The 23,207-nt window shown below is 70.6% G+C and carries 23 protein-coding genes; 10 read left to right on the top strand and 13 right to left on the bottom strand.

The annotated features are described in order from the left end of the window. Positions 1-17: 17 nt before the first annotated feature. From HNR30_RS23360 to HNR30_RS23345, 4 genes are read left to right on the top strand one after another with little or no spacing between them, the layout of a single operon-like run. A complete protein-coding gene (locus HNR30_RS23360; RefSeq protein WP_181612056.1) occupies positions 18-653 on the top strand; it encodes a cytochrome P450 family protein in 636 nt (211 codons plus the stop codon). Then, complete coding sequence (locus tag HNR30_RS23355; protein WP_181612055.1) at positions 650-1,387, top strand: isocitrate lyase/PEP mutase family protein; 738 nt, start codon at positions 650-652, stop codon at positions 1,385-1,387. The genes HNR30_RS23360 and HNR30_RS23355 overlap by 4 nt, the downstream gene beginning before the upstream one ends. Positions 1,388-1,395: 8 nt before the next feature. After that, complete coding sequence (locus HNR30_RS23350) at positions 1,396-4,356, top strand: AfsR/SARP family transcriptional regulator (protein WP_181612054.1); 2,961 nt, start codon at positions 1,396-1,398, stop codon at positions 4,354-4,356. A 34-nt stretch (positions 4,357-4,390) separates the two neighbouring features. After that, entirely contained in the window at positions 4,391-5,863 is a 1,473-nt protein-coding gene (locus tag HNR30_RS23345; protein WP_181612053.1) for an MFS transporter, read from the top strand. Here the strand turns inward: HNR30_RS23345 and HNR30_RS50255 are convergent. The 4 genes from HNR30_RS50255 to HNR30_RS23325 form a co-directional block, all read right to left on the bottom strand. Beyond that, positions 5,826-7,115 carry an MFS transporter gene (locus HNR30_RS50255; protein ID WP_181612052.1) on the bottom strand — a complete coding sequence of 430 codons (1,290 nt, stop codon included), beginning with the start codon at positions 7,113-7,115 and terminating at the stop codon, positions 5,826-5,828. The genes HNR30_RS23345 and HNR30_RS50255 overlap by 38 nt on opposite strands. Before the next feature lie 229 nt (positions 7,116-7,344). Continuing rightward, entirely contained in the window at positions 7,345-7,824 is a 480-nt protein-coding gene (locus tag HNR30_RS23335; protein WP_181612051.1) for a helix-turn-helix domain-containing protein, read from the bottom strand. Between the two features lies 1 nt (position 7,825). Then, the gene (locus HNR30_RS23330; RefSeq protein WP_181612050.1) at positions 7,826-8,194 is read right to left on the bottom strand and encodes a type II toxin-antitoxin system RelE/ParE family toxin; all 369 of its coding nucleotides are present in this window, start codon (positions 8,192-8,194) and stop codon (positions 7,826-7,828) included. 53 nt (positions 8,195-8,247) lie between these two features. Continuing rightward, positions 8,248-9,018 carry an MBL fold metallo-hydrolase gene (locus HNR30_RS23325; protein WP_246378911.1) on the bottom strand — a complete coding sequence of 257 codons (771 nt, stop codon included), beginning with the start codon at positions 9,016-9,018 and terminating at the stop codon, positions 8,248-8,250. A 67-nt stretch (positions 9,019-9,085) separates the two neighbouring features. On the opposite strand from HNR30_RS23325, the gene HNR30_RS23320 reads away from it, so the two are divergent. Together HNR30_RS23320 and HNR30_RS23315 are read left to right on the top strand one after the other, a co-directional pair. Next, positions 9,086-9,478, top strand: coding sequence for a MerR family transcriptional regulator (locus HNR30_RS23320; RefSeq protein ID WP_181612048.1), 393 nt, complete (start codon positions 9,086-9,088; stop codon positions 9,476-9,478). 67 nt (positions 9,479-9,545) lie between these two features. Beyond that, the gene (locus HNR30_RS23315; protein WP_312894580.1) at positions 9,546-10,193 is read left to right on the top strand and encodes a class I SAM-dependent DNA methyltransferase; all 648 of its coding nucleotides are present in this window, start codon (positions 9,546-9,548) and stop codon (positions 10,191-10,193) included. Here HNR30_RS23315 and HNR30_RS23310 read toward each other — a convergent pair. From HNR30_RS23310 to HNR30_RS23295, 4 genes are all read right to left on the bottom strand, one after another. Further along, the gene (locus tag HNR30_RS23310; RefSeq protein ID WP_181612047.1) at positions 10,171-11,682 is read right to left on the bottom strand and encodes an alpha/beta fold hydrolase; all 1,512 of its coding nucleotides are present in this window, start codon (positions 11,680-11,682) and stop codon (positions 10,171-10,173) included. The two genes, HNR30_RS23315 and HNR30_RS23310, sit on opposite strands and share 23 nt — an antisense overlap. 128 nt (positions 11,683-11,810) lie before the next feature. Continuing rightward, entirely contained in the window at positions 11,811-12,701 is an 891-nt protein-coding gene (locus HNR30_RS23305; protein WP_181612046.1) for a serine hydrolase, read from the bottom strand. Between the two features lie 42 nt (positions 12,702-12,743). Beyond that, on the bottom strand, positions 12,744-13,868 hold the full coding sequence (locus HNR30_RS23300) for a DUF418 domain-containing protein (protein WP_181612045.1): 1,125 nt from the start codon (positions 13,866-13,868) through the stop codon (positions 12,744-12,746). 120 nt (positions 13,869-13,988) lie between these two features. Next, positions 13,989-14,855, bottom strand: coding sequence for an alpha/beta hydrolase (locus tag HNR30_RS23295; RefSeq protein ID WP_181612044.1), 867 nt, complete (start codon positions 14,853-14,855; stop codon positions 13,989-13,991). A 111-nt stretch (positions 14,856-14,966) separates the two neighbouring features. Here HNR30_RS23295 and HNR30_RS23290 point away from each other — a divergent pair, with 111 nt between their 5' ends. After that, a complete protein-coding gene (locus HNR30_RS23290) occupies positions 14,967-15,779 on the top strand; it encodes an expansin EXLX1 family cellulose-binding protein (protein ID WP_181612043.1) in 813 nt (270 codons plus the stop codon). Here HNR30_RS23290 and HNR30_RS23285 read toward each other — a convergent pair. Further along, a complete protein-coding gene (locus tag HNR30_RS23285; RefSeq protein ID WP_181612042.1) occupies positions 15,763-16,809 on the bottom strand; it encodes an ABC transporter substrate-binding protein in 1,047 nt (348 codons plus the stop codon). The genes HNR30_RS23290 and HNR30_RS23285 overlap by 17 nt on opposite strands. An 82-nt stretch (positions 16,810-16,891) precedes the next feature. On the opposite strand from HNR30_RS23285, the gene HNR30_RS23280 reads away from it, so the two are divergent. Genes HNR30_RS23280 through HNR30_RS23270 form a run of 3 tightly spaced genes read left to right on the top strand, consistent with a single transcriptional unit; the run spans position 16,892 to position 19,826 of the window. Next, positions 16,892-17,920 (top strand): FecCD family ABC transporter permease, encoded by a 1,029-nt coding sequence (locus HNR30_RS23280; RefSeq protein WP_312894579.1) that lies wholly within the window; start codon positions 16,892-16,894, stop codon positions 17,918-17,920. After that, positions 17,917-18,990, top strand: a complete 1,074-nt coding sequence (locus HNR30_RS23275; protein ID WP_181612041.1) for a FecCD family ABC transporter permease — start codon at positions 17,917-17,919, stop codon at positions 18,988-18,990. Before HNR30_RS23280 ends, HNR30_RS23275 begins: the two co-directional genes overlap by 4 nt. Before the next feature lie 32 nt (positions 18,991-19,022). After that, positions 19,023-19,826, top strand: coding sequence for an ABC transporter ATP-binding protein (locus HNR30_RS23270; protein ID WP_312894578.1), 804 nt, complete (start codon positions 19,023-19,025; stop codon positions 19,824-19,826). Positions 19,827-19,830: 4 nt separating this feature from the next. On the opposite strand, the gene HNR30_RS23265 is transcribed toward HNR30_RS23270, so the two are convergent. The 4 genes from HNR30_RS23265 to HNR30_RS23250 form a co-directional block, all read right to left on the bottom strand. Further along, positions 19,831-20,001, bottom strand: coding sequence for a KOW domain-containing RNA-binding protein (locus HNR30_RS23265; protein ID WP_181612039.1), 171 nt, complete (start codon positions 19,999-20,001; stop codon positions 19,831-19,833). Between the two features lie 68 nt (positions 20,002-20,069). Next, entirely contained in the window at positions 20,070-21,467 is a 1,398-nt protein-coding gene (locus HNR30_RS23260) for an NAD(P)/FAD-dependent oxidoreductase (protein ID WP_181612038.1), read from the bottom strand. Between the two features lie 124 nt (positions 21,468-21,591). Further along, positions 21,592-22,356, bottom strand: coding sequence for an ABC transporter permease (locus tag HNR30_RS23255; RefSeq protein ID WP_181612037.1), 765 nt, complete (start codon positions 22,354-22,356; stop codon positions 21,592-21,594). Next, positions 22,353-23,207 (bottom strand): ABC transporter permease, encoded by an 855-nt coding sequence (locus HNR30_RS23250; RefSeq protein WP_181612036.1) that lies wholly within the window; start codon positions 23,205-23,207, stop codon positions 22,353-22,355. The genes HNR30_RS23255 and HNR30_RS23250 overlap by 4 nt, the downstream gene beginning before the upstream one ends.

Below are 23,207 nucleotides of genomic sequence, written 5' to 3'. Positions count from 1 at the left end.
GCGCCTACCGTGAGGGCATGCTGATCACGGACAACGACGAGGCACGCGCGCTGCTGTCAGATCCCGGCGCGGTGCCGCCGCCCGCCGACGACGGTCCGGGGGCGCTGGCCCGGCTGCGTTCCCTGGTCTGCCGCTTCAGCAGCGGCCAGGAGCACGCCGAGCGGCGCGAGGCCGTCGAGGAGGTTCTCGCCACGCTCGACCCGGCCGACCTGCGCAGGGCCGCTGCCGGCCTGCGGCACGAACCCGCCGAGCGGGTGCCCGCGCTGGTGCTGGGCGCGGCCTTCGGAGTCGCCGACCTCGAAGAGCTCGTCACGGCGGTGGACGGCGCGGCGCGCGGCTACCTGTCGGGCGAGCGCGACCAGGAGGCCGACGAGGGGGCGGCCCTCCTGCTGGAACTGCTCGACGTGCCGCGCGCCACCATCCTGCTGCAGGCGCACGCCGCCACCGGCGCGCTGATCGCCAAAGCGCGCACGCGTCCGGTCGAGGAGGTCCTGCGCTTCGACCCGCCCGTGCGCGTGCTGCGGCGGGTGGGCGCCGACATCGACGTGGCCGCCGCCAATCGCGAGGGGCCGGTGCTGACGTTCGGGTACGGCACGCGCCCGTGCCCCGCCCCGGCGCACGCCCTGGCGATCGTGGAAGGAGCGCTGTCATGACCTTCGCCGACCTGCACCGCCCAGGAGATCCGTTCCTGCTCCCCAACGCCTGGGACTACGGCTCGGCAGCGCTGCTGGCCGACCACGGCTTCCCGGCGGTCGCCACGACCAGCCTCGGGGTCGCCGCCGTGCACGGCAAGCGCGACGCCGCCGGCGCCACCATGAACGAGACGATCGCGCTGGCCGCGGCCCTGCGGCCCCTCGACGTCATGGTCAGCGTCGACGTCGAGGCGGGCTTCAGCGACGACCCCGACGAGGTGGCCGAGCTGGTACTGATCCTCAAGGAGCTCGGCGTCCACGGGGTGAACATCGAGGACGGGCGCCCCGACGGCACGCTCAGGGAGATCACCCACCAGCGCGACATCCTCCAGGCGGCCGTCGGCCACGGCGTCTTCGTCAACGCCCGCACCGACACCCACTGGCTCGGCACCGGCGACGTCTTCGAGCGGGTCCAGGCCTACTCCTTCGCCGACGGCATCTTCGTGCCCGGCCTGACCGACCTGGCGACGATCGCCGAGGTGGCCGCCGTCCGGCCGCTCAACGTGCTCTACCAGGCCGCGGGGCCCCCGGTGGAGGAACTGGCCGCGGCAGGAGTGGCCAGGATCAGCACGGGATCGCTGCTCTACCGGGCGGCGCTGCGCGGAGCGCTGGAGACGGCGCTGGCCATCCACGATCGGGAGGCTGCGCCCGAAATGCCGAGCATCGCCCGGATCATGGGTCTGTTGCCGCGATAATCGTGACCATGCTGGTGGAGATTCTGGGGCCGGTGCGGGCGGACGGCCTCGAGGTCGGCGGACCGCGCGTGCGCGCGCTGCTGGTCCTGCTGGCCATGGAGGCGGGCCGGGTGATCCCCGCCGACCAGCTCATCGACGGCCTGTACGGCGAGCACCCGCCCGACGACGCGGCCAACGCGCTGCAGTCACAGGTCTCCCGGCTGCGCAGGGCCCTGGGCAGGCAGTTCGTCGAGCACACCGCGGCGGGCTACCGGCTGGCGGTCGACCCGCTCCAGGTCGACCTGCACCGCTTCGAGCAACTGGCCGCCGAGGGGCGGCGGGCGCTGGCGGAAGGCGACCCGTCCGCCGCCGACTCCGCCCTGAGCCAGGCGCTGGACCTGTGGCGAGGCGTTCCCGAGGCCGCGCCCGCGATCGTCACCCGCCTGGCAGAACGCCGCCTCGCCGTCGTCGAGGACGGCATCGAGGCCCGGCTCGACCTCGGCAGGCACCGCGAACTCGTGGCCGAGCTGAGCGAGCTGGTGCACGAGCACCCGCTGCGCGAGCGCCTGCGCGCCCAGCTCATCCGCGCCCTGTACGGCAGCGGCCGCCAGGCCGACGCGCTGGCCAGCTACGAGGAGGGGCGGCGCATCCTCGACGAGGAGCTGGGCGTCGAACCCGGGCCCGAATTGGCGGCGGCCCAGCTGGCGGTGCTGCGCGCCGACCCGGCGCTCAACGCGTTGAAGTCGACCAGGCAGGGCCTGCGCGCCCAGCTCACCAGCTTCGTGGGCCGCGCCGACGAGCTGGCCACCGTCGAGACGATGCTGGGCGAGACCCGCCTGGTCACCCTCATCGGGGCGGGCGGCGCGGGCAAGACCAGGCTCGCCGTCGAGGCCGCCGGGCGCGCGCCGGGCGACGTCTGCGTGGTGGAGCTGGCGACCGTCCTCGACGACGCCGAGGTGCCCGTCGCCGTCCTGGAGGCGCTGGGCATCCGCGAGGCCGCCGTGGGCACCGCGGGACGATCGGTGCTCGACCCCACCGCCCGGCTGGTCACCGCGCTGGCCGAACGCAAGCTGCTGCTCGTCCTCGACAACTGCGAACACCTGGTCGGCGCCGCCGCCGAGCTGGCCGACCGGCTGCTGTCGGCCTGCCCCTCGCTACGCGTGCTGGCCACCAGCCGCGAGGCGCTGGGCATCACCGGCGAGGCCATCTACCCGGTCAGCCCGCTGCGGGTGCCCGCCTCCGGCACCCCCGCCGACCAGGCGCTCGACTACCCCGCGGTCCGGCTGTTCGCCGACAGGGCCGCCGCCGCACGCCAGGGTTTCACCCTCGACGAGGGCAACATCGAGGTGGTCCTGCGCATCTGCCGCGCCCTCGACGGGCTGCCGCTGGCCATCGAGCTGGCCGCCGCCCGGCTGCGCACCCTGCCGCCCGCCGAGCTGGCCACCAGGATCGACGACCGCTTCCGGCTGCTGGCCCGCGGCAGCCGTACGGCCATGCCACGGCACCAGACGCTGCGCGCGGTCGTCGCGTGGAGCTGGGAACTGCTCGACGCCGAGGAGCAGGCGATGGCCAGACGGCTGACCGTGTTCGTCGGCGGCGCCCGGCTGGCGGCGGCCACCGAGGTCTGCGGCCTGCCGGAGGAGGTGCTGCTCTCCCTGGTCGACAAGTCGCTGGTGGAGGAGCTCGACGGGCGCTACCGCATGCTGGAGACCATCAGGGCCTTCTGCGCCGAGGAGCTCGCCGCCGCCGGTGAGGTCGCCACCGTACGGCAGGCGCACGCCGACCACTACCTGCGCCTGGCCGAATCGACCGAGGCGACGTTGCGCGGGGCGGACCAGCTGGAGGCGCTGGCGCTGCTCGACGAGGAGCGCGACGACCTCAACGCCGCGCTGCGCTGGGCGATCGAGGAAGGGCGGACCACCTTCGGCCTGCGCCTGGTGGCCAACCTGGCGTGCTACTGGTGGCTGCGCGGCCACCGGGTGACCAGCGCCACGCTGGCGGCCGACCTGCTGCGCCAGGTGCCCCGGCCCGCCGAGAAGGCGTGGGAGGAGTACGCCCTGTGCGTGCTGGTCGCCTCATGGGCGGGCGTCACCGGCGAACTGCGCGAGCGGCTCGACGGGCTGCGGCCCTTCGCCGCCTCCATGGCCCACTTCCCCTACGGCATCGACATCCTCAACATGCTCATGTCGGTCTTCATCGGACCTCCGGCCGACCTGGACGTGGAGGACATGGCGGCCTTCCCTCGCGAAGGACTGTCGCCGTGGGTGGGCGCCCTCACCCACATGGGGCCCGCGTTCGTCTGGTTCAACCTCGGCCAGCACGCCCTGGCCCGGCAGGGATTCCAGCGCGGACTGGAGGGCTTCAGGGCGGTGGGCGACCGCTGGGGCATCACGCTCGCCCTGTCCGGCCTGATCGACCTGGAGTTCGAGGAAGGCCACCACGCCGGGGCGCTGGCCCTGGCCGACGAGGCCCTGGCATTGTCGGAGCAGATCGGCTCCGTCGCGGACGTGGCCGAATACCTGTGCCGTCGCGCCGACTGCCTGGTCGCGCTGGGTGAGTACGAACAGGCAGAATCGTGCTACCACCGCTCGGCCGACCTGTCGCGCCGCGCGGGCTCCGTCGAGAGCCTCTCGCGGGCGATACTCGGCATGGGCGAGCTGGCCCTGATCTCCGGTGACCCCGACAGGGCCGAGGACCTGATCTCGCAGTCGATGACCCACAATCCCGCCGACTGGTACTCCTCCGTCTTCATCCAGGCCAGGGCGGAGCTGGCGCTCGGCAGGCTGGCGATGGAGCGCGGCGACCTGGGCGACGCCCACGACCGCTTCCTCGGCCTGCTGCTCCGGTGCGCCGAGTCCATCGTGCCCACCGCCCATCAGGCCGTGCGCGGACTGGCCGAGGTGGCCGGGCGCGAAGGCGACTCCGCGCTGGCCGAGCGGCTGCTGACCGCCTCGCCCGCCGAGGCACTGGAGATCGTCAGCGCGCGGTAGGCGGGCGGTCAGCGCGACCTCGCACAGTGACGGCATGAAGAACAAGTGGGCCTGCCTGGCCATCGCGTGCACCGCCACGCTCCTGCTTTCGCTGGACCTGACAGTCCTGCACCTGGCACTCCCCCAGCTGGTCGGGGACCTGGGCGCCACCTCCACGCAGCTGCTGTGGATCGGCGACGCCTACGGATTCGCCGTCGCCGGGCTGCTCATCACCATGGGCAACGTCGGAGACCGCATCGGGCGCAAGAAACTCCTGCTGATCGGCTCCGCAGCCTTCGGCGCCGCCTCCGTGCTGACCGCGTACGCGCCCAGCCCCGAGCTGCTCATCGCCGCCCGCGTGCTGCTGGGCGTCGCCGGCGCCACGATCATGCCCTCCACGCTGTCGATCATCCGCAACGTCTTCACCGACGCCACCGAGCGCACCACCGCGATCGGCATCTGGAGCGGCATGAGCGCGGCCGGCTTCGCCGTCGGCCCGGTCGTCGGCGGGCTGCTGCTCGACCACTTCTGGTGGGGCTCCGTCTTCCTCATCAACGTGCCCATCATGGCCGCCGTGCTGATCGGCGGCTGGCTCGTGCTGCCCGAGTCGCGCAACGAGAACGCCGGACGCATCGACCTGGCCAGCGTGCTCATGTCGTGCGCGGGCATCGTGGGCGTCATCTACGCCGTCAAGGAGGGCTCCTACGGCTGGATCTTCGCGGGCGGCCTGGCGCTGCTCACCCTGTTCGTCTGGCGCCAGACCCGGCTCGCCGAGCCGCTCATCGACGTGCGGCTCTTCCGCCACCGCGCCTTCAGCGCCTCCATCGGCACCAACGTGCTGGCCATGTTCACCATGATGTCGATGTCGCTGATCTTCGCCTGGTACTTCCAGCTGGTCCTGGGCTGGTCGCCGCTGCAGGCGGGCCTGGCCGGGCTGCCCGGCGGCCTGGCCGGAGCCATCGGCGGCATGCTCGCCGCCAAGCTCATCTCCTACCTCGGCAGGAACGGCGTCGTCGCCCTCGGCCTGTTCCTGACCGGCCTGTCGTTCCTGTACTACTCCAGCCTCGGCACCTCGCTCACCTACCTGGTGCTGCTGCCCGTCATGATGCTCGGCGGCGTCGGCATCGGGCTGACCTTCACCGTCAACAACGACAACGTGCTGGCCACCGCGCCCCGCGAGCGGGCCGGAGCCGCGGCGGCGATCTCCGAGACCGCCTTCGAGCTCGGCGGCGCGCTCGGCATCGCGGTGCTGGGCACCGTGCTCAACTCGGTGTACACCTCGGCCATGACCGGGCCGGCGCAGGCACGCGAATCCATCGCGGGCGCGCTCGCCTACGCGGGCACCCTGCCCGCCGACGAGGCCCGGCCCGTCATCGAGGCCGCGCGGCTCGCCTTCGTCGAAGGCGTGCACGTCACCGGGCTGGTGACCGCGGCCACCCTGGCCGTCGTCGCCGTGCTCGCCTTCGTGGGACTGCGCGGCGTGCCCAAGGTCATCCCCGAGGAGATCCTGTCTGCTCGGGTGTCCTGACCCCGGCGTCCTCGGTGATCGCGGCGGTGTCGTTGTTCGCGGCGTCCCCGGTGTTCGCGGCGGTCCCGCTGTTCGCCGCGTCCCCCGTGTTCGCGGCGGTCAGGCTCCGCATCCGGGTGAACACCAGCACAGCGGCCAGGCCGGTCATCAACGGCGGCACCACGAAGGCCAGATCAGGCCCGAAACGGTCCACCAGCTGACCGGCCACCGCCGCGCCCGTGGCGATGCCCAGACCGATCGCGCCGTTGAGCCACGTGAAGGCCTCCGTCCGCACCTCGGCGGGCACCAGGCTGTCGATGATCGTATAGCCCGTGATCACCACAGGGGCGATGATCACACCCGCCAGCGCCGCCGCGCCGTACAGCGTGGCGGTCGAGTCGGCGAACGACAGCGCGGTCGTCGCGGCGGCCAGGATCGCCAGGCCCCCGCCGAGCCGTACATTGAGCGGCACCCGCCACCTGATCACGCCGTACAGCAGGCCGCCCGCCATGCTGGCGGCCGAGAACGTGCCGTAGACCGTGCCCGCCTGAGCACCCGCGATCGCCGTGATGCCCACCTGCATGGCGCCGAACACCGCGCCCGTCGCCAGGAACGCCGCCGCCAGCAGCGCCACCCCGCGCGCCCGCAGCACGCCCCTGCTGGCACGCACCTTGACCGGCATCGGCTCCGGCGCGCCCTGCCTCACCAGCGCGAACACCACCGTGCCCACCACGATCAACCCCAGCGCCCCCAGCAACGCCACCACCGGGCTGAAACCCGTCGACAGCGCCACCAGCAACATCGGGGCGATCGTGAAGGTCAGCTCATCGGTGATCGACTCCACGGCGAACGCCGTGCCGAGCCTGCTCGAACCGCTCAGCGTGTGCGACCAGCGTGCCCTCACCATCGCCGCCACCTGCGGCACCGACGCCCCCGCCAGCGCCGCCACCAGCACCAGGTACGGCACGGCGGCACTTGACGCGGCCAGGAACAGCAGGGAGCCGAGCGCGACCGCATGGACGAACAACTGGGGCAGCAGCACCCTGGCCTGACCGAAACGGTCAGCCAGCTTCCCGGTCTGCGGCCCCACCAGCGCCTGCGCCACAGCAGCCGCCGCAGCCGCGATCCCGGCCGCGCCATAGGAACCGGTCGACCACTCGACCAGCAGGAGCACGCCCAGCTGGAGCATGGCATAGGGGAGGCGCGCCAGCAGCGCGGGCGCGAGAAAGCGCCAGGCGCCGGGCGTGGCGAGGACGTCGAGGTATTGCTTCACGGCTTGGATTCCCTGGTCGGTTGGGTGTTCGACCGGGGTAGATACCGAGATATCGGCCGCCGTGCGGTCTAGCAGGACAAACAACCATCATAGGCGATGTCATCCCATCACCCCCTCGACCCACCCCCCGCCCGCCCACCCACCCGCCCCTGGTCCTGCTGTGGCGAGCGACCTCTGGCAGCGAACGTCCGCACGCGGGGTCGAGCAGGCGCGGGTCCTGCTCGACGTTTCACAGCGATTTCGAGCGAGCCTTGCGTGTCTCCGCCTCCCCTGACGCCATGAAGATCCTGTTCGCGCCAGCCTTGCCCTCGCGGACGATCCACCGGAAGCGTCCGATCCGAACGCCACGTCGCTCGCGACTCTCGCGGTGGCGACAAGGCAGGTCACCGGGAGCAGCCTCGGCATGGCGCCGTGCTGGAGTTTCACCAACGCTGAACGTGAACTCCGTGTGCATCGCCTTGCCGATGCGATCCAGCATCGCCAGCGTCGGTATCCCGCCGCCACCCTCGATCCTGGACAGCGCAGGCTGAGTGATTCCCGCAGCCTCAGCGACCTCCTTCTGCGACAGGCCAAGCGCCCGGCGCCGCTCCCGCACCATGTCTCCGAGCTGGATGTCGAGACCGGCCTGGACATATTCCGGGTGCTCTTCGGCCGACTCGCCCGCCAGCCGCTTCGCCTTCAACGTGTTCCACTTGCCATGTCCGGCCATATCACTCAATCCTCTCGAAAACGTGGTCAGCCTCGCCGGTGTGCAGCTCTTCACATGTGCGTTTGGCCTTCACCGCCGCATCCACGTCGCCCTTCTGCGGTCCCTCACGAGTTTTGGAGAACACGGTCAGCAGCACGATCACGTGGCCGCGCCCACCGGGCAGCCAGTATGTGAGCCTCCAAGCGCGCGGTCCCAGAATGACCCGAAGCTCTCGGACGCCGTCGCGCAGCGCTTTCGTGTGGTCGCCATCGAGCCTGTCGCCACGCTCAACGAGGTAGGTATCGACGCTGTACATCACCCGCTGGTAGTGGGCGAAATCCAGGGTCAGCAGCCAGGCCTCGACTTCGGGCTCCATCTCGATCTCGTACATACTATGAATGATATATACCAATGATGGTATCTATCAAACCACCCAGCCCATGATCACCGTGCTCCACCGGCGGCGTCGAACTCCCACGGGTCGTGGGCGCAGATCACGTTCACCCGGTCCCTGGGCAGTTCGCGCATGCGCTCCAGGTTCGCCAGCCGCAGTTCGGCGTCGACCTGGGCGAGCTGGGCCACGAAGTCCATGAGCGGATGCGGGTGCGGGTCGGTCCGGTCGAGTTCGCGGTGGTAGGTGTAGGCGTCGCCGGCGTGCAGCAGCCAGCGTTCGCCCTGCCGTACCGCGATCCCCGCGTGGCCGGCGGAGTGCCCGCCGAGCGGGACGAACAGCAGGTCGTCTCCGAGGCCGCGCACGGGCTGGACGCGTTCGAAGCCGAGCCAGTCCTCGCCTTCCTCTTCGTACAGGACCCAGCGCGGCTCGTGCGCCCAGTGGCCGGGACGGTAGCGCCGGCTGGGCGCCTCCGCGCGGGCGGCCGCCAGTTCGGCCGCCATGACGTGCACCTGGGCCTGCGGGAAGTCGGGCAGGCCGCCGCTGTGGTCGACGTCGAGGTGCGTCAGCACGATGTGCCGCACGTCGCCGGGGTCGAAGCCCAGGCCGGCGACCTGCTCCACGCCGGTCTCCGCCGCCAGCAGGGCGGGCTGGACCTGGTCGGTCCACTCGTGGTCGAGCAGTTCCACGGGCCGCTCCACGTCGTCCGTGCCCAGGCCGGTCTCGACGAGGACGAGGCCGTCGGAGGCTGTTTCGATGAGCAGGGCGTGGCAGACGGCGGGCGCGGGGCTGAGCGCGTCGTAGGTGGGGTCGATCTTCCGCATGGAACCGAGGTTCAGGTGGTGAATCCGCATGGCGTCCAGCCTGCTACTTGAACTACGCTTCAAGTCAATGACTTTCCTCGACATCGCCGAAGTCGCCCGCCGTACCGGTCTGGCCCCCTCCGTCCTGCGCTTCTACGAACGCAAGGGCCTCATCGCCGCCGACACCCGCAACGGCCTGCGCCGCGCCTACGATCCCAGCGTGATCGAACGCCTCGACCTGATCCGCTGCGCCCGCGACGCCGGGTTCACCCTCGCCCAGATCGCGTCGTTCCTCAGCGTGCGCCCTTCCGACACCGCGCTCCGCGCCCACATCGCCGCCAAGGAGCGCGAGGTCGACGCCCGCATCGCGCAGCTCACCCGGCTGCGCGACAGCCTGCGCCACGTCGCCGTCTGCGACCACGACCCGGTCGTCGAGTGTCCCGAGTTCAAGCAGGCCGTACGGCAGGCGCGGCCGGTGTGAGGCTCAGCACGGCGAAGACCGCGGCCGCCCCGATTCCTGTCGGTGGCACCGGCTAGCGTGCTGTGCCGTGACCGACTCCGCCCACCTCACCGTCACCCGCACCTCCTACGACGAGGTCTCCGCCCTGTACGCCGAGCGGTTCGGCGACATGCTGCGTGACCGCCCCCTGGATCGGGGTCTCCTGGCCGCCTTCGCCGAGCTCGTGCCGGGCGGCGTCGTGGCCGACCTCGGGTGCGGCCCCGGATACCTCACCGCTCACCTGCGTTCGCTCGGGCTCGACGCCTTCGGTGTCGACCTGTCGCCGGAGATGATCCGGCTGGCGCGCGAGGCCTATCCGGGCATACGTTTCGCGGTCGGCGAGCTGTCGGCGCTCGACCTGGCCGACGAGTCGGTGGGCGGCGTGTTGTCGCACTGGTCGATCATTCACACGCCGCCCGCCGGGATGCCCGCGATCTTCGCCGAGTTCGGCCGCGTGCTGGCTCCCGGCGGGCATCTGCTCGTGTGTTTCGCCGGGCATGACGACCCGGGCGCGCCGCCGGAGCCGTACGACCACGTGGTGACCACCGCCTACCGGTGGTCACCCGACGAGGTCTCGGCGTTGCTGGCCGAGGCCGGGCTGACCGAGGTCGCCCGGCTCGTCCACGCCGGGGCCGAGGACCCCAGAAGGGGCTTCCCGGCCGTCAGTCTGCTGGCTAGAAAGGCAGCCCGTCGGTAGGCCACAACTCGCGCTGCTGCTTGCTCGACCTCATCTCCGCACGGCCGCCGACCTCGCAGTGGTATCCCTCGGGAGGCAGGGTGAGCGAGATCAGGTAGTTGTCGATCGGGACGGTGCTGCACTCCTCCTTGCCGTAGATCCGGTGGCCCCAGCCCTCGTAGGTCAGCAGGCGCGCCTTGGATCCGAGCTGCCTGGCCACGTTGGCGGTCCAGGCGTAGGGCGTGGAGGGGTCGTGCAGCGACGAGGCGAGCAGGATCGTGGCCTCGCCGGTGTAGTTCAGCCGGTGCTGCGGGTTGGTGGTGGGATGGTTGAGGCAGACCGGCAGGTCCTCGATCGGCATCGGGTTGTAGCGCATGTCGGGTGCGAGCCGCTTGGAGCTGCGCAGCAGCGACGCGTACTCCCGGTAGCTGCGCACGGTGAGGTTGTAGTCCTGGCAGAGCACCGCGGTCGGCAGCTCGGCGACCGGCCCCGACACGGGCTGGCGGCCGGGCAGCGGCGGGATCCACGACGGGGGCTCGCCGCCGTCGAGCATGCGCATCACCTCGCTCAGCAGCTGCCAGGCGGGACCTTCCGTGCCGAGCACGCCGTTGTAGAGCACCTGCAGCTCGGTCATCGGCTGCTCCTCCGCGCCCGGCCAGTACAGCGTGCCGGCGCGGGCCTTGGCCAGGATGCGCTCCCAGACCGCGCGCACGTCCTTGCCGTACAACGCGCAGCTCGGCTCCTGGTCGCACCAGCCGACGAACTGGTCGAAGGCGTCCTCGACCCCGGCGGCCTCGGTGTCGAGGAAGGCCTTGACGCCCAGGCTGTGGTCCATGTTGCTGTCGAGCGCCATGGCGCGGATACGGCTCGGGAACAGCTCGGCGTACATCTGGCCGATCAGCGTGCCGTACGAGATGCCGTAGTAGTTGAGCTTCTCCTCGCCGAGGGCGGCGCGCAGCGCGTCCATGTCGCGGGCGACGTTGCGGGAGTCGACGTGGTCGTACAGCGGGCCGGTGCGGGCGCGGCAGTCGGCGCGCAGCACCTTGGCGTAGACGGTCCAGCGCAGGAAGTCGGCGTGGCTCTTCATGACGGCGTGCGGCATGCGGTTGTACACCGGCGCCGAGCAGATCACCGGGTGGCTGCGGCCGACGCCGCGCGGGTCGAAGCCGACGATGTCGAACCGTTTGCGCAGCTCCTCGGTGAAGAAGTCAGGCGCGCCGTAGACGGCCTCCACGCCCGATCCGCCGGGACCGCCCGGGTTGATCACCAGGCTGCCGACGCGGGCCGACGGGTCGGTGGCCTTGCGGCGGGCGACGGCCATGTCGATGGTGGGCCCGTCGGGCCGGGACCAGTCGATGGGTACGGCGAGCGTGCCGCACTCCGTGGTGGGCTCCTCCTCACACGGCGCCCAGGTGATGGCGCCCGCCGGTTCTGCGGACACCGGCGCGGCGGGTAAAACGGAGAGCGCGGCCACCAGGGCCGCGGCGAACAACGACGATCTTCTTCGCACAGATGCTCCTAGTCGTCGATCAGGGGGCAGGCCGCCGTGATCCCGACCGCGCACGTGGCCCCCGTTTGGACACGTCGAGTCGACCACAGCACCCTACAGGAGATCTTGCTGAAGATCGGGAGTCGGAGTCAGAGCCGCCCGTGGCACTGCACGGTGCGGGTGGCGCGCAGCCCGTCGAGGCGGCGGCCGAGCAGCCGCGAGAGCCCTTCGATGGTCTGGATGCCGCGCCCCTCCCCCGACTGCAGATCGGTCTGTACGGCGAGCAGGAGGTCGCGGCCCGGCCCGGTGATGCGGCCGTAACTGGTCACCGCCCAGGTGTTGTGGATGAACGGCCGCGGCGTCCATCCGTTCTTGAGCGCCACGGTGTCGCCGGGCCTGGCGGCGGCGCTGACACCCCAGGCCTGGTCGGGCACGACGCGCCCCATGAGCGACAGGATGAGCGAGCGGTCGGCGGGGGTGAGCCCCTTGCCGCCGCGGGCCAGGAGTTTCAGCAGCCGGATCCGGTCGTGGGGGCTGGTGTTGGTGCCTCCCCAGAAGCGCGAGGGCCCCGGCACGGTCTCGCGCAGCCCGGCCTGCCGGTAGAAGCGGCCCATGCCGTAGCCGCCGCCGACCCGCCACCACAGCGCGTCGGCGGCGCGGTTGTCGCTCTCGCGGATCATGCGGGTGGCCAGGTCGCGTTCGTGGTCGCCGAGCCGGTCGCGGCGCAACATCAGGGCGGTGAGGATGTCGACCTTGGAGCCGCTGGCGGTGATCATGCCGTTCTCGTGCTCGCGGTGGCCGAAGGTGGCGCCGGTGGCCAGGTCGTGGGCGGCGAAGGCGACGCGGCCAGGCTGGCGGGAGACGTAGCGTGTCAGGTCGCGGGCCAGGCGGGTGCGGGCGGTGCGCTCGGCGCCCTTGTCGCGGTAGCTGACCTCGCAGGGGGCGGCGACGTCGCGGACCTTCATGAGGGTGACGGGCGGCGAGGGTGTGGCGGAGCAGGCAGCCACAAGTCCGAAGAGTCCCACGATGGCGATCCGCATGCCGTACCCCCGAAAAGATCCGTATTCGGGGGTACGGAGGGATCATTTCCCGCTTGCCGCGCTCGTCACACTCTTTCGGAATGGCGCCATGTATGCCCATTGCCAGGCGAGTTCGGCCGGTCCGCGGGAGAAGCGCCGCAGCCACAACGAGGCGAGCACCATGAACAGCAGGCAGATGCCCGCCCAGGCCACCGGCACCCACCACGGGCGCAGCCAGTCGAGCCGGGCGGCCAGGCCCAGGCCCCAGCCGTAGCACAGGAAGCTCGCGACGAGGTTCTGGAAGATGTAGCACGACAGGGCGGTCCGGCCGACGTTCGTCAGGCCCCTGCGGACCACGCCGGGCTCGCCGCGCAGGCGCAGCACCACCGAGGTGATCAGCCCGAGCAGGCCCAGCGCCACCAGCGGCGGCAGGATGTAGCGGTCGACGGCGAACCACGCGGGACCGGCGAAGGAGGTCAGCAGGTTGAGCGGGGCGGCCACGCCCAGCCCGGCGACCATCAGGCGGCGCCGCAGAGCCTCCCCCTCGGGCTCGAAGACCCCGGCCCGCAGCAGGCGAGAGCCTGCCAGGAAGAGCACGATGCCCATCGGGATGATGAAGATGAGCTCGACGCGGTAGACACCGGGGTTCTGCAGGCGCGACTGCACCTGGTCCAGCCAGCTGCCCTCGCTGAACAGCGTGGTGCCGGAGGGCGCCGTCGGCGGCGCGTAGAGCAGCGCGAGCGTGATCAGGCCGACGATCACCAGGTGGACCGCGCCGGCGCCGATCATCCAGCCGCGCACGACGCGGTCGCTGCGCCCGATGAGGTACGCCACGATCATCGAGGTGAGCGCGTAGCCCATGAGCACGTCGAACTCGAAGATCAGGATGTAGTGCAGCAGCCCCTCGACGAACAGCAGGCTCGCCCGCCACAGGTAACGGCCCGGCCAGCGCAGTCCCTTACGGACGGCGCTGCGGTACTGCAGCTCCAGGCCGACGCCGAACAGCAGCGTCAGCAGGCCGAGGAACTTGCCGTTGGTCAGGAAGCGCAGAAAGGTCTCGGCCGCTCCCGAAGGCGTGCCCAGCAGGTCGGCCGGTCCGCCGGGAGCGGTGAAGATCCAGATGTTGGTGCCCAGGGTGCCCAGAATCGCGACGCCGCGGAGCACGTCGAGCGCATCGATCCGCTTCATACCTCCAGCGTCGCAAGCGGATCGTGCGGGAACCTCGGCACCGCGGGCGAAGTCGGGCCTACATCGATCGATGTAGGCACCCTCGTCTTTGGAGACACCCGGGGCGCGTTCGGGCGGCTCTCAGAGATGCTCGCGCAGGAAGGCGGCGGTCGCCTCGACGGCCTGGGTGACGTACGGCTCGCCGTCGTAGAGGTCGATGTGCTTGCGCGCATCGAGCCACACGAGCTTCTTCGGCTCGTCGAGCCGCTTGAAGGCCTCCTCGGCGCCCTCCGGCGAGCAGAACCGGTCGATCACGCCGTGCACGATCAGGGCGGGTTTGGGTGACAGGAAGTCGGCCCCCATCATGTTGTCCATCGTGACCAGCTCGCGGATGCTCGCCCGGGTGACCCGGTTCTCCCAGGCCGGCGAGGCGGTCGAGCCGTAGTAGGCGTAGGGCTCGTCGCCCGGCATGGCGGCCTCGCCCTCCTGCGCCACCGCCGGGAGGTACTCCACCTGCCCGCCCTGGTCCTGGCGCTCCAGCACCTCGGTGAAGCTCGCCAGGGCGCTCTGGTAGTCCATGCCCGCCCGCATGCCGTACGGGTTGTTGTAGGCGCCGGCGATGCCGACGAAGGTCCGCACGCGCGGGTCGAAGGCGGCGAACTTGAGGGCGTAGCCGCCGCCGAGGCAGATGCCCACGGCGCCGATGCGCGAGCCGTCGACGTCGGGGCGGGCGCGCAGCGACGACACGGCGGCGCGCAGGTCGTGGAGCTTGCCCTGGACGTCTTCGTGGTTGCGCGGCTGCCCGCCCGACTCGCCCCAGTTGCGGTGGTCGAAGGCCAGGGTGACGTAGCCCTCGGCGGTGAGGCGCTCGGCGTAGAGCCCGGTGACCTGGTCGCGCACCCCGGTGAACGGGCCGGTGAAGACCAGCGCGGGGAACGGGCCGTCGCCGGAGGGCACACGCAGGTCGCCGACGAGCGTCACACCGTCGCTCGCGAACTCGATTCTCATGGTGCACAGTCTCCCGGCCACGCCACCCGAGCTCAAAGCGAGGTACGTAACGTAGTCGGCCGATTCCCCTATGTATCCATCGTGGGGGAACACAGAAGACGACGCCGTGGCGTGACGGGGCTGTCCCTGGTCACCGCGGTCAGCGTGACACTCTTCGCCATTCACCAGGATTCGGCCTGCGCCGACCCGATACCGGCGCCGACCAGGACGGGCAAGGCCTACCTGTTCAACATGAACACCGGCACGGGCAACTGCTCGCTGGCCGGAGCCGCCAAGGGCACGTTGTTCGCCTCGGTCTCGCCCCAGGAGTACGCGGGCTCCAGGGCCTGCGGCACCTTCCTGGCGGTGGCCGGGCCGCGCGGCATCGTCAGGGTGCAGGTCGTCGACCAGTGCCCCGGCTGCCGGCTGGGCGACCTCGATCTCAACCAGGCCGCCTTCGAGCGCATCACCGACCGGGGCAAGGGCGTCGAGAGCATCGCCTACCGGCAGATCCGCGACCCTTCGCCCGCCAAGGCGCTGTCCTTCCGGGTCAAGCCCGGCTCGTCGACGAGCTGGGCCGCCGTGCAGGTCATCGACCACGGCAACCCGGTCAAGCTGGTGGAGCTGCGGGCCGGCGACGACTGGCTCGACCTGCGACGCGGCACCGACAACTACTGGGTCAGCGCCAAGGGCGCCGGCAAGCGCTTCGACCTGCGGGTGAGCGACGCGTACGGCTCCCGCCGCACCGTGCACGACCTGGAGCTGGAGCCGGGCCGCGTGCAGCGCACCAAGGTCAAGCTGTACGGCACCGCCAAGCGCAAGCCGGAACCCGCCGTGAACGAGCGGCCCCTGGAGCGGCCGGCACCCCTGGAACAGCCCACCCCCGTGCCGGCTCCCCCGAAGCCGGCCGCCGCGGAGAACCGGTGCTTCAGAGCACCCGCTTGACCTTCTTCAGGTTGGCGACCAGCTCCTCCAGCATGATCGCGTAGCCCTGGTAGCTGTAGCGCGCCTCGGCCCGCCAGGGGTAGACCTGGCCCGCCTTCACCGCGGGCAGCTTGCCCCAGGTGGGCTTCTTGGCCATCTCCTCGACCTTCATCGACTGCGCGCGGGCGTCGATGAAGAGCGCGTCCGCGGCGTACTTGTCGATCTTCTCCCAGCTGATCGACTCGTAGTAGCCGCCCTGGTCGACCGTCTCCGGCACGATCAGCTTCACCCCGGCGCCCTCGGTCACGAGCTTGAGGTCGGGGAACTCCGGCGGGTGGCAGATGTAGAACAGGTCGGGGCTGGCGCCGGCGAACAGGATCTTCAGCTCGCCCTGCGCGGACGCGAAGGCCTTCAGCTCGGCCAGCGCCCTGTCGTAGCGGGCCTTCGCCTCGGTGATCGCGGGCGCGCCGAGGTCGGCGCCGAGCAGCCCGGCCAGCTCGGAGTATTTGCCGATGACCTCCTCGCCGCTGCGGCCGGCGAAGTTGATGCCGATCGTGGGCGCGACGGCCTCGATCTGCTCCTTGGACTTCTCCGGCACGTACCAGAGCTGGTCCTTGATGTACATGCCGCTGACCAGCAGCTCGGGCTGGAGGGAGATGTACTTCTCGATGTTGAACTCGTCCCAGACGTTGCCGATCGTCTGGACGGTGCTGACGTCGATCTCACCGGCCTCGGGGTCCCTGCCGCCGTCGGCGAGCTTGTGCGGACCGAACAGGCCGATCGGGCGTACCCCGAAGTCCCACAGCGCCGCGCCCGCGCTGACCTGCGTGACGATGCGGGTCGGGCGCTGCGGCAGCTCGATCTTCTTGCCCCGGTCGTCGGTGTAGCTCCAGGGGCCGGCCGCCTGGCTGGGTCCCGTGCTCTGGCCTGTGCCGGGGCTCGCGCTCGGGCTCGGGCTCGCGCTCTGGCTCGTGCCGCAGCCGGCGAGGAGGAGCATGGCTCCCGTCGCGGCGAGGAACCCGCGCCTGGGCAGGGGGTGATCCGGGGTCATGACGACTCCTAAGGCTAGCCTTACCTAATTGAAGATGTGATTAGGTTAGCCTTACCGATGCATTACCCGGAAAGAGGAGTCCGTGTCCGTCACATCCCCGCCCGCTCAGCGAGGGCGGCAGCTCCCGCTGGCCACGGGGCTCGCCCTGGCCCTGGCCCTGCTGGTGGTGGCCGCCCTCGTCAGCGTCGCGGTGGGCGCGCGCTCAATCCCGCTGCCCATCGTGCTCGATGCGCTGACGGCGCCCGACGGCTCCACCGACCACACGGTCATCCGCGAAGTCCGCATCCCCCGCACGCTCCTCGGCATCGGCGTCGGCGCCTGCCTCGGCCTGGCAGGCGCGCTCATCCAGAGCCTGACCCGCAACCCGCTGGCCGACCCCGGCCTGCTCGGCATCAGCGAGGGCGCCGCCGTCGGCGTCACCATCGCCATCGCGCTGCTCGGCCTCACCGACCCGGCGCTCTACGTCTGGTTCGCCTTCGCGGGCGCCGCGCTCGCGTCGGTGCTCGTCTACTCCATCGGCACCGCCAACCGCAGCGGCGCCAGCCCCGTACGGCTCGCGCTGGCCGGGGTCGCCGTCGGCATGGTGTTGCTGGCCGTGGCGCAGGCCATCCTGCGCATCGACACCAAGACCTACGACAAGATGCGCTTCTGGCTGACCGGATCGCTGGCCGCCCAGACAGGAGACGTGCTGGTACGGCTGGCACCCTTCATGATCGTCGGGCTGGTCCTGGGACTGCTGCTCGCCCGCCCCCTCAACGGGCTGGCACTCGGCGAGGAGGCGGGGCGCGCCGTCGGCGTCAACGTCGGCCGGACCCGCGGGCTGACCGCCCTGGCCGTCACCCTGCTGTGCGGCTCGGCCACCGCCGCCGCGGGCCCCATCTGGTTCGTCGGCCTGGCCGTACCCCATGCCGTGCGTGCCGTGGTCGGAGCCGACCAGCGGTGGCTGCTGCCGTACACCGCCGTTCTGGCGCCCGTCCTGCTGCTGGCGGCCGACGTCGCCGGGCGCGTGATCGCCCTGCCCGGCGAGGTCCAGGTCGGCATCATGGCCGCCTTCCTCGGGGCGCCGGTCTTCATCCTGCTGGCCCGGCGCCGAAGGCTGGTGGCGTTGTGAGCGGCTCACCCAAGACCTCCACGGCCAGCCCGGCAGGTGAGCGCGCCGCCTGGAATCCGCCCTCGCTCGGCCTCGGCCCCTGGTCCGTCCGCCTGGCTCCGCGCACCGTCCTCGTCGTGACGGCACTGGCCGCCCTGACGTTCTGCGCGGCCATCGTGGCCATCTCCGTCGGCGAGTTCAACGTGCCCATCGGCGACGTCATGACCGCCGTCTTCGGCCAGAGCACCCCCGTCGCCGAACTCATCGTCAACAAGCTGCGCGCCCCCCGCGTCGTCACCGGCATCGCCGTCGGCGCCGCCTTCGGCCTCAGCGGCGCGATCTTCCAGAGCCTCACCCGCAACCCGCTCGGCAGCCCCGACTTCATCGGCTTCACCTCCGGAGCGGCCACCGGCGGCATCGTCGCGGTCATCTTCGGAGGTACGGCCTGGCAGATCGCCGGCGGGTCGATGCTGGGCTGCATCGCCTGCGCCGTCGCCATCTACGTGCTGTCGGCCCGCGGCGGCGGCGTCCAGGGCTACCGGCTCGTCCTGGTCGGCATCGGCACCAGCGCACTGCTCGTCGCGGCCAACAACTACCTGCTCACCAGGGCCAACCTCTGGGAATCGGCCTCCGCCGCCGCCTGGCTGACCGGCAGCCTCGGCGGGCGCACCTGGGAACACGCGCTCCCCATGCTGGCCACGCTCGCGGTCCTGATCCCCGCGTGCGCCGCCCTGTCGCGGCCCATGCGCATGATGGAACTGGGCGACGACTCCGCCCGCGCCGTCGGCGTCCGCGTCGAACCGGTGCGCGGCGCGGCGATCGCCGCCGGAGTCCTGCTGTGCGGCGCCGCCACCGCCACCGCCGGCCCCATCGTCTTCGTCGCCCTCGCCGCACCCCAGCTCGCCCGCCGCCTGACCGGCTCGGCCGGCGTGGTCCTCACCGCCTCCGCCCTCACCGGCGCCCTGCTGGTCACCCTCTCCGACCTGGCCGCCCAGCGGCTGCTCGACCCCGTCCAGCTGCCCGTCGGCGTGATGACCGGCGCCCTCGGCGGCCTGTACCTGCTGTACCTGCTGCGGAAAGACCCGCGGTGACACGGCCTGCACCCGCTGCGAAAGGAACCGCCGTGAGACTGTCCGGCGCCGGCCTCACCCTGGCCTACGACAACCGCCTGGTCGCCTCCGACCTGTCGGTGGAGATCCCCGACGGTTCCTTCACCGTCATCATCGGCCCCAACGCCTGCGGCAAGTCCACCCTGCTGCGCGCCCTGGCCCGCATGCTCAAGCCCAAGGCCGGCACCGTCCACCTCGACGGGCAGCTCATCACCTCCCTGCCGACCAAGGAGGTCGCCAGGCGCCTGGGCCTGCTCCCCCAGAGCGCCGTCGTCCCCGACGGCATCACCGTCGCCGACCTCGTCGGCCGCGGCCGCTACCCGCACCAGCGGCTCATGCGCCAGTGGTCGTCGGCCGACGCCGCCGCCGTCGCCTCCGCCATGGCCGCCACCGACGTCACCGACCTGGCCGAACGCCGGGTCGACGAGTTGTCGGGCGGCCAGCGTCAGCGAGCCTGGCTCGCCATGGCCCTGGCGCAGGAGACGCCCATCCTGCTGCTCGACGAGCCGACGACGTTCCTGGACATCTCCCACCAGATCGAGGTGCTCGACCTGTGCGCCGACCTCCACGAGGAGGGGCGCACGCTCGTGGCGGTCCTGCACGACCTCAACCAGGCGTGCCGCTACGCGACGCACCTGATCGCGATGCGGGACGGACGGATCGTGGCGGAGGGGGATCCCATGGAGATCGTCACGCCCGGGCTCGTGGAGGAGGTGTTCGAGGTGAGGTGCGAGGTGATCCCCGACCCGCAGACGGGGACGCCGATGATCGTGCCCGAGGCTCGAACACGTGCGCGGGCGACTGCCCGGTTCTCGTAAGGCACTAAGGCGAGAAAGGCTTCAGCTCGTCGGCGGTGAAGTAGTTCTGGGTCACGTCGCTGATGCGCACCAGGTACTTGCCGCGCTTGTCGTCGATGGAGACGACCGTGCCCACGTTGCCGGTCATGGTGGTGCCCGTCACCTGCACGATGTCGCCAATCGCGAAGTCGTTCATCTCTCCCCCGTTTCGTCCCGAGTGGTGGCTCAGGGCACGCGTGACCTGAGCCACCACTGTTCAGAACTCTACGAGTCGAACCCCAGCCCCACCCGGTCCAGGGTCCTCAGCCACAGGTTGCGCTTTCCCTCCTTGCGGTCGGCCTGGGCGATCGACCAGCGCGTGAGCTGGATGGCCGCCGACCGGAACGGCTCGGGCGGGAACGGGATGGGCTTCTCCTTCACCATCTGCAGCCGCGTCCGCTCCGTCTCCCTGCCGTCGAGGAGGTCGAGCATGACGTTGGCCCCGAACCGCGTGGCGGCGACGCCGAGTCCGGTGTAGCCGACCGCGTAGGCGACCCGCGAGCCGTACGCCGTGCCGTAGAACGCCGAGTAGCGGCTGCAGGTGTCGATGACGCCGCCCCACCGGTGGGAGAACTTGACGTCCTCCAGTTGCGGGAAGGTGTCGTAGAACTGCTCGGCGAGCTTGAGGAAGGTGGTGTCGCGCTGGTCGTACGACGACTTGATCTTGCCTCCGGTGTAGTAGACGGCGTCGTAGCCGCCCCACAGGATGCTGTTGTCGTCGGTGATCCGGTAGTAGTGGAACTGGTAGGCGTTGTCGCCCATGCCCTGCCGGTTGTGCCAGCCGATCGACTCGCGCTGCTCGACCGTGAGCGGCTCGGTCATCAGGGCGTAGTCGTAGACGGGTACGACGTAGTACCTCAGCCGCTTGAGCAGCGGCGAGAAGACCCCGGTGCCGAGGACGACCCTGGCGGCCTGGAGCGTGCCGTACTGCGTGGTCAGCGCCATCGAGGTGCCGTCGCGGTCCATGCCGAGGACGCGGGAGTGCTCGTAGATGCGCACTCCCAGCGACAGGCACGCCTGGCGCAGTCCCCAGGCGAGACGGGCGGGGTCGAGCATGGCGCAGTCGCCGCGCTCCCACAGCCCGCCGAGGTAGGTGGGCGAGTTGACTTCGGCGCGGGCCTGCGTGGCATCCAGGAACTGGATGTCCATGCCGAGCTCACGCCCTATGGTGTACGCCTCCTCCATGCCGTCGAGCTGCCATGGCTCGGTGGCCACGTTCATCTCGCCGGTGCGTTCCCAGGAGCAGTCGATGTCGTAGCGGCGGATGGTCTCCTCGATCTCGTCGAGGTTCTCGATGCCCAGCCGGTAGAGCGTGGAGATCTCCTGCGGCCAGCGTTCGAGGCCGTTCTCCAGGCCGTGGGTGAGCGACGCGTGGCAGAAGCCCCCGTTGCGTCCCGATGCGGCCCAGCCGACGGTCTGCGCTTCGAGCAGCACGACGTCGCGTTTGGGGTCGCGTTCCTTGGCCAGCAGCGCGGTCCACAGACCCGAGAATCCGCCGCCGACGATGGCCAGGTCGGCAGTGGTCTGCCCGAACAGGCGAGGCAGGGGTTCGGGCTCGGCCGGATCTTCGTCCAGCCAGTACGGCTTGCGCTCCGCATCAGCAAGCGCCTTCAGCGGATCCACAAATCTCACTTCCCTCGTGAGTCACAATTCAGACAGTTGATTGATTGCCCGATCAGTCAGTTGACCAAGCGCGGGTTCCCCCCGCCTAGATCCGATCTCGCCTCCCTGTTCTTTGCAGAAAAACCTAGCCCCGGCGCCGGGCCGCGATCGACTGCGAGATCGCGATCAGCACACCGATGCCGAAGATGAGTGTTCCCATCACGTTGACCTGGGGTGGGATCCCAGTCTTCACCGATCCTACGATCCACAGCGGGAAGGTGATCGTCGAGCCGTTGACGAAGCTCGTCACCACGTAGTCGTCGATGGAGAGGGCGAAGGCCAGCATGGCCCCCGCCAGCACGCCCGGCAGGATGGCGGGCAGGGTGACCTGGCGGAAGGTGCCCCAGGGCGAGGCTCCCAGGTCCTTGGCCGCCTCCTCGAGGGAGGGGTCGAGTGTCAGCACGCGGGCTCGTACGGTCACCGTCACGAAGGCGAGGGAGAACAGCACGTGCGCGATGATGATCGTGATCGAGTCGCGCGGCAGGTTGGCCGAGACGAACAGCGACAGCAGCGAGGCGCCCATCACCAGTTCGGGCGTGGAGATGGCGGCGAAGACCAGGAAGTTGGTCGCGCCCTGCCCCTTGAAGCGGTGCTTGCCCAGCGCCAGGCCGAGCATGGTGCCGATGACGACCGTGATGGCCGTCGAGACGACGGCGATGAGCAGCGAGGTGATCAGCGCGTCGGTGAGGCCGTCGATGGCGAACAGCTCGCGGTACCACTTGAGCGTGAAGCCGTGCCAGGAGGTGTTCGACTTGCTCGGCGTGTCGTTGAAGCCGAACAGGATCATCACGAAGATCGGCGAGGCGAGCCAGAGGATGACGAGCCAGGTGTAGGCCTTGAGCAGCTTCATCGGGCCGCCGCCTCCAGCACGTTCTCGGTGCCCAGCGCGCGGGCGTAGACGAAGATGCCGACCAGCAGCACCGCCATGAGGCTGAAGGACAGCGCGGCGGCGGCCGGGTAGTTGGCGTTCGTCAGGTAGAGCGTCGAGATGATGTTGCCGATCATCGTGTTGTTGGTGCCGCCGAGCACGGCCGCGTTGATCGGGTCGGCGACGGCGGGCACGAAGGTCATCAGCACGCCGGCGAAGACGCCGGGCAGCGACAGCGGCAGCACGATCTTGCGGAAGACCGTGGTCCGCGAGGCGTAGAGGTCGTGGGCGGCCTCCATGACCCTCGGGTCCACGCGCTCCAGGCTGACGTAGATCGGCAGGATCATGAACGGCAGCCAGTTGTAGGTGAGCCCGGAGATCACCGCGAACGCCGTCGCGGTGATCTGGAAGTCGGACGGCAGCAGCCCCCAGTCCTTCAGCGGCCCGAGCAGGATGCCGTCTCCCGAGAGCATGAAGTTCCAGGAGATGGTGCGCAGCACGAACGACACGAAGAACGGCAGCAGCAGCAGGAACAGGTAGGTGGCCTTCCGGTTGCCGCCGCGGAAGGCGATCCAGTAGGCCACCGGATACCCGATCAGCACCATCGCGAGCGTGGCCGCCCCGCCGTACCACAGAGATCTGAGCAGCTGCGGGCTGTACTGGCTGATGGCGTCCGCGTAGTTGCCGAAGCTGAAGGTCTGGACGAAGCCGTCGATGACGTTGCCGGACTGGGTGGACACCGACGCCATGGCCGCGAGGGGCACGACCAGGAAGGCGCCGAGCCAGATCCAGCTCGGCAACGCCAGCAGGTAGGGGGTGAGGCGGCTGCGCAT

Origin of the sequence: Nonomuraea soli (genome assembly GCF_013761175.1) — a bacterium.
Taxonomy (GTDB): domain Bacteria; phylum Actinomycetota; class Actinomycetes; order Streptosporangiales; family Streptosporangiaceae; genus Nonomuraea; species Nonomuraea soli.
The sequence above is the reverse complement of the archived record's forward strand: the minus strand, read 5'-3'. Positions and strand labels throughout refer to the sequence as shown.